The organism is Alteromonas sp. AWJ4_197, from assembly GCF_056160285.1.
The window spans coordinates 387,630-400,765 of sequence record NZ_JBSWWW010000003.1; the positions used below are offsets into that span (position 1 = coordinate 387,630).

Genomic DNA, 13,136 nt, shown 5'->3' on the forward strand with positions numbered 1-13,136 from the left:
ATTCTTATTCATAAAAGAAAAGGACTCAACCGTGAACAAAATCGCGCTTGCCGGCTTTATTTGTGCGACATCAGCCCCTACATATCATCTCTATGCGCAAGCACTCCCTGAACAGCAATCCGTTGAAAAAATAACGGTTGTCGGAGCGGCTACCAATCTGAGCATAACGGCTGAAGACATTGAGCATTATCAGGCAAACGATTTGGAAGATATTTTCCGCTATTCGCCCTCAGTAAGCGTTGGCGGCTCGGTGGGAGTAGCGCAAAAAATCTACATTCGCGGCCTGGAAGATGCGCTGCTGAACGTGACAGTGGACGGCGCACAACAGACTTCTACTTTATTCCACCATATTGGACGTGTAACGCTCGACCCGGATTTACTCCAACAAATCGATATTCAGGCCGGAGCCGGTGAAGCGACGAGCGGTCCGGGGGCTATTGGTGGTTCTATTCGTTTTAAGACGAAAGATGCGAATGATCTTCTCGCTACAGGTGAACAGTTTGGCGGCAGGCTGAAAGCCAACTATTTTACGAATGACGGGCGCAGATTAAGTGGCACCGTCTATGGCAAGCTAAGTGATTCCTGGGGCGTACTTGGTTATTACAGTGATATTGATCGTAACGATATGGAAGATGGCGAAGACAACGCGATCCGCGGGTCATCAGCGGATCAAAGCATGCTTTTCATCAAAGCCAGCGGCAATATTTCGGCAAACCAGTATCTTTCCCTCAGTGTTGAACAACGTGACGAAGAAGGGTTGTTCTCTGCCCGTCCTAACTGGATAGTTCAACCAGAGGACCCGCTTTATTCCAGTGAAGCAAAACGTGACACCTACGTCGCAAACTACCGCGTGAATGTGAATACACTGGTGAATATAGAAGCGACTGCTTACTCGACCAGTTCCTCTTTCCGTGGCGGGCGCTTCGACTGGCTGGCTGAAATTGACACCTATGGGTTCGATATCCGCAACACCAGTGATGTTCAGGCCCACCGGTTTATTTATGGTGTTGATTACCGCAATGATGAAGTAGACAGTGGCTATGCCGTTGCACAACCTGAAGAAGATCACGGAGAAACAGGAAGTGTCACAGGCATTTACTTTCAGGGCTACAGCGACATAACCAGCGACTTACTTTTGAGCTACGGCGTGCGTTATGACAACTACCGCTATGAGCAAAAGATCTTGCTTGACGATTATTACGGAACACCGATAACAGAACCTGCAGCAAAACTTAACGACACAGAAATGAGTTACAATGCGGGACTGGCCTATTCGCTCACAAAGGCATGGACACTGGGGCTCAGCTATGCCGAAGCGGCAAGAGGCAAACAAATCGGTGACGGCTTTACCATCGACAGCTATTTGTACGATCGCTCTGAGAACCCGGTCGTCAACGACGGGTTAAAACCAGAAACGGCAGAGAATATTGAGGCGTCCGTAGAATATCAGGCGAATAACTTACATGCCCGTGCAGCCGTTTATCACTCTGCGATTAATGATGTCATCTATGACGGAGCCAACAGCACCTCTGTCTACAACAATATCGGCACCATCGATTCAAAAGGCTTTGAATTCGATTTAGCTTACCGCTGGTCTGACTTTGACTTCTTCGTTGGCTTTTCTTCTATGGATGCAGAGTTATCGCCGAGGAGTTCGCTGTACTCAACAGATTACGGCAGTATTGATATCAATGGTTATGAGTTTTTAGGTTTAGGTAATAGCCGTGGCAATACCTGGGTAGCGGGCGTCGAATATTTAATCAATGCCGACGCGACTATAGGGGCAACGGTGACCAGAGTAGACAGTTTAACCATTGACACTCTGCATGCCGATTTAGATAACGGTTGGGTTGATGCATTGTACGCATTAGAGAAACCAGGCTATACCACTTTAGATCTTTTTGCCCAATGGCAGATATCTGACAGCTTCATCGCCAATGTTGCTCTTACTAATCTGTTCGACAAATTGTATCGCGATCACTCCAGTGTCGGTGATTACAGTGGCGTTGCAGGATACGAACTAGTGGTTGGCCCCTACGAAGCGGGGCGCGATATTCGCCTCACGGTCACGTACGATTTTTAATATCAGTACGCTTTACCAAAATTAGTCCTGAATAAGGCTGCACTAAGATATGCAGCCTTCTTTGTTTTCACTCTTTACCCCAACCACTGATTCAGCACCACGTGGGTTTTGATTTTGATAATGTCGTCGATGGTATCGATATGTTCGCGGATTTCATGTAGCCGGCGCATGGTTTCTGCTTTTATCAGCACAATCAGGTCGCACTCGCCGGTAACACCGTAGCACGACACTACCTCAGGAATGGCGCGAAAATAGGGCACCACATCCGCGCACCGTGCCCGCTTGTGTTGGATTTCCAGATAGGCTGCAACGCCTTCTTTTTGCGATTCTGACAACATAACCTGATAGCCGCGGATCACATTGTTCGATTCCAGCTTCTTAATTCGTTCTGTGACAGCGGAACGTGACAGGCCCACTTCATCAGCAATAGCTGAAATACTGGCCCGGGCATTTTGCCGGAGCTGAGCAAGAATAGCCTGATCGAATTTGTCCATCGTGATTCCGTCATTTTGCAGGTAAAAAGTCTTTCTGCCGTCAAAGTGACGGCAACAACGCGCTGAATGCACGCAAAGTAACACGTTATGAAGCGCAAAAACGCAGTATATTACGCAATTGAAATTAACGCAGTACGATTGGGTTTGTTTATCACCATGCACGATGCAAATAACAAAATTGGACGCTGGCAGGGCGCAGGGCTGCTGACCACCACTTTGCTGGGTACCAGCGTATTTATTCTGCCACAGATGACCATCAACACCGCTGGCCACTGGGCGATGATCAGCTGGCTTGTGCTGACAGTGGCAATACTGCCCGTTGCCATGGTGTTTGCTAAACTCTCCTCCCGCTACCCTCATGCGGGCGGCCCGGCCTATTTTGTTGAAAAAGCGTTTGGCAAATCTGCAGGCAGAACTATCGGTTTGCTTTTCTTATTTGTGGTACCTATTGGCGCGCCCGCGGCCATCATTATGACGTACTGGTTTATCGAAACGCTGTTTGGTCTCTCACCAGACTGGGCGCTGCCCGTTCAACTGGGCATCATCGCGCTGCTGTTTGCGCTTAATTATCGGGGTATTCAGTTTTCTTCGACCCTACAGCTCATGCTCACGCTCGTTATTACTCTGGTAGTTATTGCCATGCTGGCAGGTCAGCCTGTGGCGTCGGGCGAACAGCTCCATGAGGCAACGACGACGCCCTTTGATATGAATCCTATGCTGGCCGCCATGGGTATCGCGTTCTGGAGTTTTCTGGGCATAGAAGCCATTTCCCATCTGGCCGACGATTTTAAAAACCCGGGGCGGGATTTAGTCCCCGCAATTATGACCGGCACATTACTGGTGGGGTTAATTTACCTGGGCTGTACCTGGCTGCTCATCGAAACGCCAGTGTCTGATGCTTTGAGCATGGTCATCGTATTTGATCAGATTTTCTCCGGTGGCGGTGCGGCGGTTATCGGTGCACTCGGTGTGGCTGGGGGTCTGGCAACCGTGAACGTATACACAGCCAGTCTGGCCCGGTTAACCTGGAGTTTAAGCAACGATAAAGTTTTACCGGGTTACTTCCAAAGCCTCAACCAGCACAACGTGCCTCAGCGGGCACTGCAATGTGTGCTTGTCGTCATGACTCTCACTTTGATAATCACTCACTACGGTGCCTATAATCTGGAAGACCTGATTGGTTGGGTTAACGGCGTATTTGTACTGATTTATCTGGCAAGTATGCTGGCGGCTGTCCGCCTTTTATCAGCAAAGCACCGTCCACTGGTAATGCTAAGCTGCCTGTTCTGCGCCACCATCGCTGTGGGACTGGGTACAAAGATGCTTTATGCGCTGGGATTATTCTGCGTGTGCGCGCCACTGCTTTGGTATCAGCAGCGCCACCTGCAAACGAAGCTCAACAGTTGTCAGTGAAAACAAAAAGAAAAGGCCGCCTGTGGGTTTGGGCGGCCATTGTTATCGTTAGTTGCTCTTTTCAGGCGCAAAAACAGGCATTTTACTCAGCTCGCTTCTGTCGAAGGCCGGCGCTTTAAATAAGTACGGATAAAAGTATTTCCGTAATGATTCATGGTAATCGCGCACTTGCTGTTCGTAATGCCATGCCGCTACCGGATCGGTTTCCGCTAGCCGGGTAACACTTCTTGAAACCCAGCTTGCTGGCGACAATACCGACAACCAGGATGCTGCCTCGTACTTCTGTTTCGCCACTTCGCGGTATGCGAGAGACAAAGGCTCTGCGGCCTGATCACCGGTCTGCTGAAATGCGTAATACCATTTCCAGTCCCACAATGAATCCATCTTTGTATAAGGCTTCCACTCGGGGTGACGGGCGGTAAAAGCATCCATTGTAGTTTCAAACGGGAGCTCCCATGCACCGTTTACCGCTTCCCTTTGAGTCATCAAGATTTCGCCGCCCTGTGGTCCTGTAAACATACGCTCAATGGCCACACTTCCCAGCGCCGGCAAAACGAAGCTGCTGACCAACCATAAGCCCAGAAGTGCAGACGCCAGATGAGGTGCTGAGGAGTCTTTCTTACCAAACCAGTAACAGAGTGCTGCCCATAATGCGATGTGCAATATGGTGATCAGCGACACCAGAACAATATGGATAGCCAGCGCCCCGTTCCACACCGCGCCAATCCAGAACGGGATCAGCAGCGCCAGAGACAGGAACGACACCATGGAAACGGTTCTTGGCAACCACAAACCAAACTTTCGGCGGGCTGACACCACCAGCAATGCATACCGGCCGGACGCACGTTCGGCGGCGCGGATATCATGCAATAACAAGATGGTGATCAACGGGGCAAGAATACTAATGACGAACGTGAAATCGATACGCCCTGCCATAGCCATTTCGGGATTACCGGTATCAGACTCGTAAATTTGCCCTTCCAGTGCAAGCGCGCGGATGCGGTGCTTCCATGGATAAGAATCACGGCTTCCCAACCCGGCGAATGCGAGGTTTGAAGGCGGATCGTAAGTCAGACTAAAGGCATAGTATGCCACACTGCCATAACCGGTTTTCTGTTCCAGCACTTCAGCGCGGTCGATGCGGTCGGCGTCGATAAGCCGTGATATTGTCTCACGCTGTTTTTCTACTTCCTGCGTGCCTGTCCACACCGAAAATGCCGACAGAGCAAACGCAACAAACAGCAAGAAAACCACACTCTTTTTAGTCAGGATAAGCCCTGATTCACGCTTTAAATCCGTCCAGTTCATGCGCGTCTCCCTGCAAAAAATACGGCACCAAATAAAACAACAATCAACACACCTAACTGAAAAAATGCCGTACTGCCAGAGGCCAGTCTCTGTGTCACGGATTCGGGCTCAAACGTATAGGCTTCCAGCATTTTCCAGTTTGCAGAGTCGACTTTTGCTTTCTGACGGTTTGCTTCACTCTGGTACTTATTCGCGTCATCCGCATAAGACAAAGCTTCGGCATGGAGTTTGTTCAATGACTGCACAAAATCGTAACGCACGGCTTCTGCTTCTTTCAGGAACCGGTGATAGTTTTCCAGATCGGTTGCTGCAAGTTTCATCGATAAGGTCTGGATAGCAATGGTAGGAGAAATCCAGCCAAACTGGCGGGCAACATTAGCCTGCGCCTGCTCCTCATTCATGCTTTGCGACGCAAACCGGTTGATCACTGCGGTGAGGTCTGCTTCTGACTTTTGTGCTACAACGCCTTTGAAGTTAACCGGCAAGTCCTCAATACTTTCTACATTGTATTTAGCCAGCAAATCACTTTTAAACTTCTTAAAAGCAGGATCACTGTCGTCGTGACCGTCGCCTAATGTACGTAATTCCTCGAGAACAGCAAAATCAGTCTCCAGCTTCCCGGGCGACGAGACGGCCATTGTGGCTGCACTTACAGAAACTCTTGGCAGAACAAGACAAATAGCGATCCAACTGAAAATCAGAACACCAAAACTGCTCCGGTTGGTTGTGGCAAGCACGGAAACCAGCATAACTAACGCCACCCAGACCATCAGATAGAGTGCGTAACCCGCTAAGAATGAAAGTGCAGCAACGATACCCGCGCCCTGAAATGTAGCGTAAAGCGCGCCAAGGGCCAGCGGTAACAGTACCACCCCGGCGGCCATGAACAAGGCCAGGGTCTTACCGGCAATCAAAGTGAGTGGTGATACACCCTGCACTTTGAGGAATGTGAACGTACCCGCCTCTTTTTCGCGGGTAATCACGCTGTAGCCCATGACAATAAGTAACAGAGGCGCAAGTATTTGTAAAACGGTTGCGGGCGATAGTTTACCCAGCCAGTTAAGTCCGGTACTTTGCTGCTGGCCCGAAAATGTCGCGCCGTTCTGACGGTGACCTTCTAAAAAGATGGCAGTACCTGTGTATGTATCGATGCCCGGGTCAATGCGGCCAAGAGGTGTTGGCGTACGAAACAGATAGTGACCGAAATGCACCATCCGGTGAGGATGGCGGTCTGGCTGGTCTTCAAAAGCGTGCTCTGACTCAGACTGCAGAATATGACGGCTATGATTATCTGCGTCCACCGTCATTGCAGTAATCACCACTGATGCCAGCGTAAGAATAACCGTAAAAATTAATACAGTAATAGCCAGTTTCGTCCGTAACCAGTATCGCCATTCATCTTTTGCGATAGTAATTATTTGCCTGCTCATGCTGCAACCTGTCCCTTCGCAAAAGCTGCGTGTACCGCTTCAGTATCAATACTCTCGCCGGGGTTAGCAGTGAACGTTCCTACGATTTCACCGTCACGTAACAGGCCAATCCGGTGTGCCACATGGCAGGCACCATATACATCGTGAGTAACCATGAGGATGGACTTACCTTCACTGGCAAGCTGGCTGATAAGACGGTTCAGTTCATCGATAGCAACGGGATCCAAGCCAGATGTGGGCTCATCCAGAAACAAAATGGGCGTATCGCGCAGCAGCGCAAGGGCGATAGCTGTCTTCTGACGCATCCCTTTCGAATAATGACTCATCTTCTTGTGCCATGCGGTACTTTGCAGTGCCACACGTTTCAGGGCTGACTCTATATCGCCGGCACTGCGTGTCAGTCCTGCCAGAGAAATGAAGTATTTGATGTTCTCAATAGCACTCAGGTGCTCATAGAGCATGACTGATTCCGGCAAATAAGCCACTTTCTCGCGGATGATCTCCGGATGTTGTGCCACCTCTTTACCCTGCACTTTCGCAGAGCCGGAAGAGGGTGAAATAAGACCCAGAAAGGTTTTCAAGGTTGTCGATTTTCCCGCACCGTTCCCGCCTAACAGCGCCAGCACTTCACCCTTTTCAATATGAAAAGCGACATTTTTTAAGATTTGTTGCGTGCCGAGCGTGACACACAGATTATCTGCCTGTAACGCATATGCTGTTTGTTCCATTTTCTCTGTTCCGTTATCACACTAAATATAAAATGTTATAACGTAACGATATGTGACCACAAGCAGCTTATCGCACATCTCGCTATATTAGACGTGCGAGGCTTAGTTAAAGCCTCGAATGAATAGCACTGCGGTACGCATCGATGGCAGGCAGCAGCGAGGTAATAAGCGTCGCTACTACCACAGCACCAATAACCATTGCACTGTGTGCGTTAAACACATTGGCAGATAAAAACAGGCCGTACTCACTGGCCAGCCAGCCTTTCGCGCCGGCAAAAATAGATGTGACTAATCCCAGTGACACGACACTGGCACTGACGGCAATGACAATGGCTTCGGTTAAAATAAGTAAAAACACCACGCCGGCTCCGGCACCTAATATACGGAGCACTGCGATCTCTTTTTCCCGCTGCTGCATAGAAGCCAGCAGCATGGTAGACAGGCCGAATAGTGACGACACCAGGATCAGTACGCTAATCACACGCAAAATATTCTCTACCGTGCCCATCATTTTCCATAACTCAGCCATAGCGACGCCGGGCAGAATGGCCATGAGTCTGTCATCTTCATAATTGTTCAGCGCCCGCTGTAAAGTGAACGTGGCAAATTTCGATTTAAGTCCCAACAACACGGCCGTTACGCTGTCAGGCTGAACCAGCGGATTGGAAAAATCATCGGGGTTTGCAAGGATGGCTTTCAGTTGGGAAGGTGCCAGATGCATGGCCTCGATACCCGCTAAACTCACATGTACAGTTTTATCAACCGGCGAGCCGGTAGGCGCGAGGATACCGGTAATAGTGAAAGGCGACTGGTCGTGATTAGTAAAGCTTACCGCCCCGGTACCATGGGCAATAACGATCTTATCACCTGTCTTGTAGCCCAGCTTCTTTGCCACATCCGCACCGATGACGGTGTCGAATATGCCTTTGAACGGTTCGCCGTCAGCAAAGGCCAAATGCTGCTTATTGCCGTACTTATACTGATCGAAGTAGGTTTGATTGGTCCCTAACACGCGGTAACCGTGATGAGAGTCTCCCAGTGCAATGGGAATTGCCCAGCTCACCTGTTCGTTATTTTCGAGCATTTCAAAACTGTCGTATTCCACGTTATTGGTAGGACTGCCCATACGGAAAATACTGTAGAGCATGAGGTTCATCTGTCCGCTTGGCGCACCGACAATTAAGTCCACACCGGACACCGTGCGGTTGAAGCTGGCCTCTGCCTGCAAACGGATGTGCTCAACACTGAGTAATACACTGATACTGATGAGCAACGAAAGAAAAGTAAGCAGCACTGACTTCGCGCGGCTTCGTAAACTGCTTACTGCAAAAGATAACAACATTATGCCACCTCACTGAATGAGCATAACGACTGCAAAGACACTGATGACGACAGATACTGCGCGAGGCTTTTGTCATGACTGACGAAGATAAGCGTAGTGTGATGTTGTTTACACAGATCAATCAGCAGAGTCATAAATGCATCACGGGCATCGGTATCCAGCGCAGAAGTCGGCTCATCCACCAGCAGAATTTCAGGTTCATTGATGAGCGCGCGGGCAATGGCCACACGTTGCTGCTGTCCCACACTTAAGCTTTTAGCTGACTGGGTTAACACTTCTTCAGACAGTTTAAGGGCGTTAATTAAGCCCGCTGCTTTGCTTTTGATATTGCCATTGTTGCCACCGAAATAAGCGGCCAGTTCGATGTTCTTCAATACACTGAGATGAGGCACCAGGTTAAATTGCTGGAATACCACCCCGATGTGCCGGGCACGGAACCCGTCGCGCTTACCGGATGACAGTGAAGAGAAATCCTCGCCCAGCAAGGTAATATCACCGCTGTCTGCGTTCAGTACACCGGCCAGCATATTCAATAACGTGGTTTTCCCCGAGCCCGACGGGCCATGCAAAAAGATGCGGTCACCTTTTTCCACTGTCCATTCCGGCAGTGTCATGCGGGTTTTACTTTTCGGGTACTGATGAATCACATCTTTGAGATGTATCGCGACAGAAGCCGACGAAGTGCTTGTATGCTGACTATTCAAACTGAACTCTTATCGTTATTATAGAATCTAGTGATGTTATAACATCGGATATTTTATCTAACCAATAGCGACGCTTTTAATGAAACGAATCCTGAGACAAACCGCAATTTTAATGTGTATAAGTGCGTGTCCCTTCAGCGCGTCACTATCTGCTGCCGAATATGAAGAAATAGAGTGGACTGCGTTGATGCCGGCAAGTGATTTGGCGGCGCTGCTGGACCCACCTGACTATCTAAGCAATGTTAAGGACGGATCTCAACAAGATTCTGTAAAGGCATTCACACAGAACTCGTTTGAAGATGAGAAAGTAGAGCGTTTCAAGCAGGCGTTAAGCTCTGTGCAGGTCATTCCTGAATTTGACGGCCGTTCAATTAAAATTCCGGGCTACGTGGTCCCCCTTCAACAAAATGAAGAAAAGTTGGTGACCGAATTTTTCATCGTTCCCTACTTTGGTGCCTGTCTGCATATGCCACCGCCACCGCCTAATCAGATTATTTATGTGAGCTACGAGCAGGGACTGGAGTTAGAGGATTTACAGCAGCCTTTCTGGTTCGAGGGCGAAGTGGATATTCAAACCCGTCAGCATGAATTAGGCACTGCAGCTTACACACTGAAAGTGGACAATTATGAACTTTTTGAATAAAGCGCTGCTGATTCCGGCAGGAGTGATGAGCATTGTTTGCACCTCCGGCGCATCAGCCTGTGATTTTCACGGAGAAGGTATGGCAGGTTTTGCTGCTTACCACCCTATGATGCAGCAACACATGCAACAGACGCGATTCGACAATATCAGTGTGACTGTACCCGGCAAGGTAAGTACCTCAACAGGGGTAGAAACAAACAGCGAATTAGCCTTCTTTGTGCCAACATCTTTCTACGATGTCAGTGTCAATATCAAAGGCAGCGAACATATAAAATTACTGTCGGAAGAATCAATTCGCATTGCCGGGATAACAAAAAAATCAACGATGATTTTCCGTGCCATGGAAAAAGGAGAGCATACAATAACCGTGATCCTCACGGCTAAACGGGGCTCAACACCGGTGAAAATTGAGAAGACGCTTAAAATTCAGTCGGTGTAGGCAGGCCTGAAATGCACGCTAAAGCAGGATTAATCGTTGGCCTGGCTTTACTGGCAGGCGTAGTTGCCGGGTTTCTCCTGACCGGCGGTTCACCATTTCCGGCTGAGTCATCCGGCCTCAGCAAAAATGCCATTTTTGTAAGCAGCAATGAAGATTTGCGAAGTCAGTTTGAAAATGAAAAGCCATGGCATGCAGGTTGGAAAGACTTACTGCCGGAAAACGAAGCATCCCTCATAAAGCAGTACCAGCCCGACAAAACAAAGCCAATGAATGAACAGGTTTTCACATCCATTCAGGCGTCTTTCGATGCTGACTACCAGGCAACGCTGACATCTACAACTACCGTGAAAACGTTGCACAACAGAGCCGTTACAATCAACGGCTTCATCGTACCGTTAGAGGTGAATGACCAGCGTGAAATCCTGTCTTTTTTTCTTGTCCCTTATTTCGGCGCCTGTATTCACTTCCCTCCCCCGGCACCTAATCAAATGATTTATGTCCGCTCACCTGAGGGCTTTACCATGGACGGCAGCAGCGATGCGTATACCATTAGCGGAATTCTGCAGGTGGCCATGTTTGAAGACCCTGTGGGGACGTCTGCTTACCTGATGGACGCTGTAAGTATTCAACCTTTTTCAGGTAAACCCGACGACGTAAGGGATCACGAGTTTCAGACTTACTGAAATGCCTTACATAAAATCCAGTGTCATGATCAGGCGTTTTTCACCGCTTTCCAGCAACGGTGATCGGTGCACAATGGCTCCGTGCTCATTGCCTTCCCATGCGGAACCTTTCAACAGCGCGATGTCGCCTGCCTGCATGGTTTGAACATCCAGCGCAGATTTCATTAGCCCTGACTGATCGTCCGGCAACCCTTTACTGGCATGCCCCAGCATGGCGCGGTTAACCGCATGATTCGCTAACCATTGTGTGCCTTTGCCAGCGTAGGTCGTGATAAAACGGCAGGGCACACGGTCGATATGAAACCGGGGACACATGGCACTGTCCAGTGTCCGGATCCGCAGGCCAACCCGTTCAATGTCAAAGAGATAGGCAAACATCTCTGTCATCCGGGCGATATCGTCTGATAAGGCACTCCCCCAGGCTTTCAGCTGGTCAATTTCATCAAGCTGCTCTGGTATCTTGCTGGTTATGATTTCTTCGGTTACGTTGAGCTTTTCACCCTGTGCCAGCCGCGCTTCTAAAAACTGAAGCAATTGCGTATTAAGGCTGCGCTCCCAAATTACAAGGTTATTGTGATCCCGGTATATTTCCGCCAGTACCTCCGGCACCTCGCCGGTAACACACTGGCGGATGTCGTCAAATTGCAATGCTGCACTCATGATGCTGCCTCCCATTTTGGAAACGGATCATCGAGCATTTGCCAGACGGCTTTTCCCTGCACCATCATTTCATCTTCCAGCAAACAGTCATTCAGTGCACAGGTAATCGCCTGCTCATCAAGATCCTGCCCGATAAAAACCAGCTCCTGTCTCATATCGCCGAAAGGCTCTTCCCATTGCTCAGCAATACTTTTCAGGTAATCTTCATCATCCGGCCACTGGCTTTTATCAATGGCTTTCCAGAACATGCCGCCGAAACCATAACGGGCAATGCCTCCTGCCTGACTCCACTGCCCGGCAAACTCCGGGCGGCTGGCAAGCCAGAAAAATCCTTTCGAGCGCAATAACTTCCCGTAATTTTCACTGCCATGTAAAAATTGATAGAACTTGTCCGGGTAGAAAGGCCGGCGCGCTTTATAGGTAAAGCTGCTTATGCCATATTCTTCGGTTTCAGGTACGTGCTCTCCGCGTAGTTCTTTGAGCCAGCCCGGCGCTTGTTGCGCTTTGGCGAAATCAAATAAACCTGTCCCCAACACCTCACGAATATCAATCTGACCATTTGCAATGGGCAAAATCTTTGCCGATGTATTCAGCGTTCTGAGGATAGCAGTGAGCTTCTCTGTTGCCTGCGGCTCAACCAGGTCGGTCTTACTGATCAAAATGACATCAGCGAATTCCACCTGATCGATGAGCAAATCTGATACGCTTCGCTCATCATCATCGCCCAGTGATTCCCCTGCTTCCTGCAAGTACTTCGCTTCATCGAAGTCACGTACAAAATTCACCGCATCCACCACCGTCACCATGGTGTCCAGGGTGGCGACATCAGACAAAGACACGCCGTCTTCGTCGGCAAATGTAAAGGTTTCAGCTACCGGCAATGGCTCTGAAATGCCCGTAGACTCAATCACGAGGTAATCGTACTTGCCGCTTTGCGAGAGCTCTCTTACCTCAATCAGCAAGTCTTCACGCAGCGTGCAGCAAATACAGCCATTGCTCATTTCAACCAGCTTTTCTTCGCTGTGATTCAGTGATACGTCACTTTTAAGCAGCGAGGCGTCGATGTTGATTTCACTCATATCATTCACAATCACCGCCACGCGCAAACCATCGCGGTTATTAAGAATATGAGTTAAAAGAGTCGTTTTTCCTGCTCCCAGGAAACCCGACAGTACAGTAACGGGTAACTTATTGTGGTGCATGGTGGTG

At 49.2% G+C, this 13,136-nt stretch carries 13 protein-coding genes; 5 read left to right on the forward strand and 8 right to left on the reverse strand.

What is annotated here, in order from left to right:
• The first annotated feature begins 31 nt into the window (after positions 1-31).
• The gene (locus ACXAGC_RS08315) at positions 32-2,083 is read left to right on the forward strand and encodes a TonB-dependent receptor (protein WP_474843988.1); all 2,052 of its coding nucleotides are present in this window, start codon (positions 32-34) and stop codon (positions 2,081-2,083) included.
• Between the two features lie 74 nt (positions 2,084-2,157).
• On the opposite strand, the gene ACXAGC_RS08320 is transcribed toward ACXAGC_RS08315, so the two are convergent.
• Positions 2,158-2,577, reverse strand: coding sequence for an Lrp/AsnC family transcriptional regulator (locus ACXAGC_RS08320; protein WP_474843989.1), 420 nt, complete (start codon positions 2,575-2,577; stop codon positions 2,158-2,160).
• Between the two features lie 156 nt (positions 2,578-2,733).
• Between ACXAGC_RS08320 and yjeH the strand changes: the two genes are divergently transcribed.
• Entirely contained in the window at positions 2,734-3,990 is a 1,257-nt protein-coding gene (gene yjeH, locus ACXAGC_RS08325) for an L-methionine/branched-chain amino acid transporter (RefSeq protein WP_474844152.1), read from the forward strand.
• A gap of 48 nt (positions 3,991-4,038) precedes the next feature.
• Here the strand turns inward: yjeH and ACXAGC_RS08330 are convergent, their stop codons facing one another.
• From ACXAGC_RS08330 to ACXAGC_RS08350, 5 genes are all read right to left on the reverse strand, one after another.
• Entirely contained in the window at positions 4,039-5,298 is a 1,260-nt protein-coding gene (locus ACXAGC_RS08330) for a DUF3526 domain-containing protein (protein WP_474843990.1), read from the reverse strand.
• On the reverse strand, positions 5,295-6,728 hold the full coding sequence (locus tag ACXAGC_RS08335) for an ABC transporter permease (RefSeq protein WP_474843991.1): 1,434 nt from the start codon (positions 6,726-6,728) through the stop codon (positions 5,295-5,297). The genes ACXAGC_RS08330 and ACXAGC_RS08335 overlap by 4 nt, the downstream gene beginning before the upstream one ends.
• Positions 6,725-7,456 (reverse strand): ABC transporter ATP-binding protein, encoded by a 732-nt coding sequence (locus ACXAGC_RS08340; protein WP_474843992.1) that lies wholly within the window; start codon positions 7,454-7,456, stop codon positions 6,725-6,727. The genes ACXAGC_RS08335 and ACXAGC_RS08340 overlap by 4 nt, the downstream gene beginning before the upstream one ends.
• A 106-nt stretch (positions 7,457-7,562) precedes the next feature.
• On the reverse strand, positions 7,563-8,798 hold the full coding sequence (locus ACXAGC_RS08345) for an ABC transporter permease (protein ID WP_474843993.1): 1,236 nt from the start codon (positions 8,796-8,798) through the stop codon (positions 7,563-7,565).
• Complete coding sequence (locus tag ACXAGC_RS08350; protein ID WP_474843994.1) at positions 8,798-9,502, reverse strand: ABC transporter ATP-binding protein; 705 nt, start codon at positions 9,500-9,502, stop codon at positions 8,798-8,800. The genes ACXAGC_RS08345 and ACXAGC_RS08350 overlap by 1 nt, the downstream gene beginning before the upstream one ends.
• Before the next feature lie 112 nt (positions 9,503-9,614).
• Between ACXAGC_RS08350 and ACXAGC_RS08355 the strand changes: the two genes are divergently transcribed.
• The 3 genes from ACXAGC_RS08355 to ACXAGC_RS08365 are packed head-to-tail and all read left to right on the forward strand — an operon-like array spanning position 9,615 to position 11,267.
• Positions 9,615-10,145: a DUF3299 domain-containing protein gene (locus ACXAGC_RS08355; RefSeq protein ID WP_474843995.1), complete on the forward strand. Its 531-nt coding sequence runs from the start codon at positions 9,615-9,617 to the stop codon at positions 10,143-10,145.
• Entirely contained in the window at positions 10,129-10,584 is a 456-nt protein-coding gene (locus ACXAGC_RS08360) for a hypothetical protein (RefSeq protein ID WP_474843996.1), read from the forward strand. Before ACXAGC_RS08355 ends, ACXAGC_RS08360 begins: the two co-directional genes overlap by 17 nt.
• 11 nt (positions 10,585-10,595) lie before the next feature.
• Positions 10,596-11,267: a DUF3299 domain-containing protein gene (locus ACXAGC_RS08365; RefSeq protein ID WP_474843997.1), complete on the forward strand. Its 672-nt coding sequence runs from the start codon at positions 10,596-10,598 to the stop codon at positions 11,265-11,267.
• 6 nt (positions 11,268-11,273) lie between these two features.
• Here ACXAGC_RS08365 and ACXAGC_RS08370 read toward each other — a convergent pair whose 3' ends face one another.
• Both ACXAGC_RS08370 and zigA read right to left on the reverse strand, forming a co-directional pair.
• Positions 11,274-11,927, reverse strand: a complete 654-nt coding sequence (locus ACXAGC_RS08370) for a DUF1826 domain-containing protein (protein WP_474843998.1) — start codon at positions 11,925-11,927, stop codon at positions 11,274-11,276.
• Positions 11,924-13,129: a zinc metallochaperone GTPase ZigA gene (gene zigA / locus ACXAGC_RS08375; RefSeq protein ID WP_474843999.1), complete on the reverse strand. Its 1,206-nt coding sequence runs from the start codon at positions 13,127-13,129 to the stop codon at positions 11,924-11,926. Before zigA ends, ACXAGC_RS08370 begins: the two co-directional genes overlap by 4 nt.
• Positions 13,130-13,136 lie beyond the last annotated feature (7 nt).

Bases quoted from the DNA above. Each gene is read 5' to 3' on its own strand.
- ACXAGC_RS08320 (WP_474843989.1), bottom strand. From the start codon at position 2,577: ATGGACAAATTCGATCAGGCTATTCTTGCTCAGCTCCGGCAAAATGCC.
- yjeH (WP_474844152.1), top strand. From the start codon at position 2,734: ATGCACGATGCAAATAACAAAATTGGACGCTGGCAGGGCGCAGGGCTG.
- ACXAGC_RS08330 (WP_474843990.1), bottom strand. From the start codon at position 5,298: ATGAACTGGACGGATTTAAAGCGTGAATCAGGGCTTATCCTGACTAAA.
- ACXAGC_RS08335 (WP_474843991.1), bottom strand. From the start codon at position 6,728: ATGAGCAGGCAAATAATTACTATCGCAAAAGATGAATGGCGATACTGG.
- ACXAGC_RS08340 (WP_474843992.1), bottom strand. From the start codon at position 7,456: ATGGAACAAACAGCATATGCGTTACAGGCAGATAATCTGTGTGTCACG.
- ACXAGC_RS08345 (WP_474843993.1), bottom strand. From the start codon at position 8,798: ATGTTGTTATCTTTTGCAGTAAGCAGTTTACGAAGCCGCGCGAAGTCA.
- ACXAGC_RS08355 (WP_474843995.1), top strand. From the start codon at position 9,615: ATGTGTATAAGTGCGTGTCCCTTCAGCGCGTCACTATCTGCTGCCGAA.
- ACXAGC_RS08360 (WP_474843996.1), top strand. From the start codon at position 10,129: ATGAACTTTTTGAATAAAGCGCTGCTGATTCCGGCAGGAGTGATGAGC.
- ACXAGC_RS08365 (WP_474843997.1), top strand. From the start codon at position 10,596: ATGCACGCTAAAGCAGGATTAATCGTTGGCCTGGCTTTACTGGCAGGC.
- ACXAGC_RS08370 (WP_474843998.1), bottom strand. From the start codon at position 11,927: ATGAGTGCAGCATTGCAATTTGACGACATCCGCCAGTGTGTTACCGGC.
- zigA (WP_474843999.1), bottom strand. From the start codon at position 13,129: ATGCACCACAATAAGTTACCCGTTACTGTACTGTCGGGTTTCCTGGGA.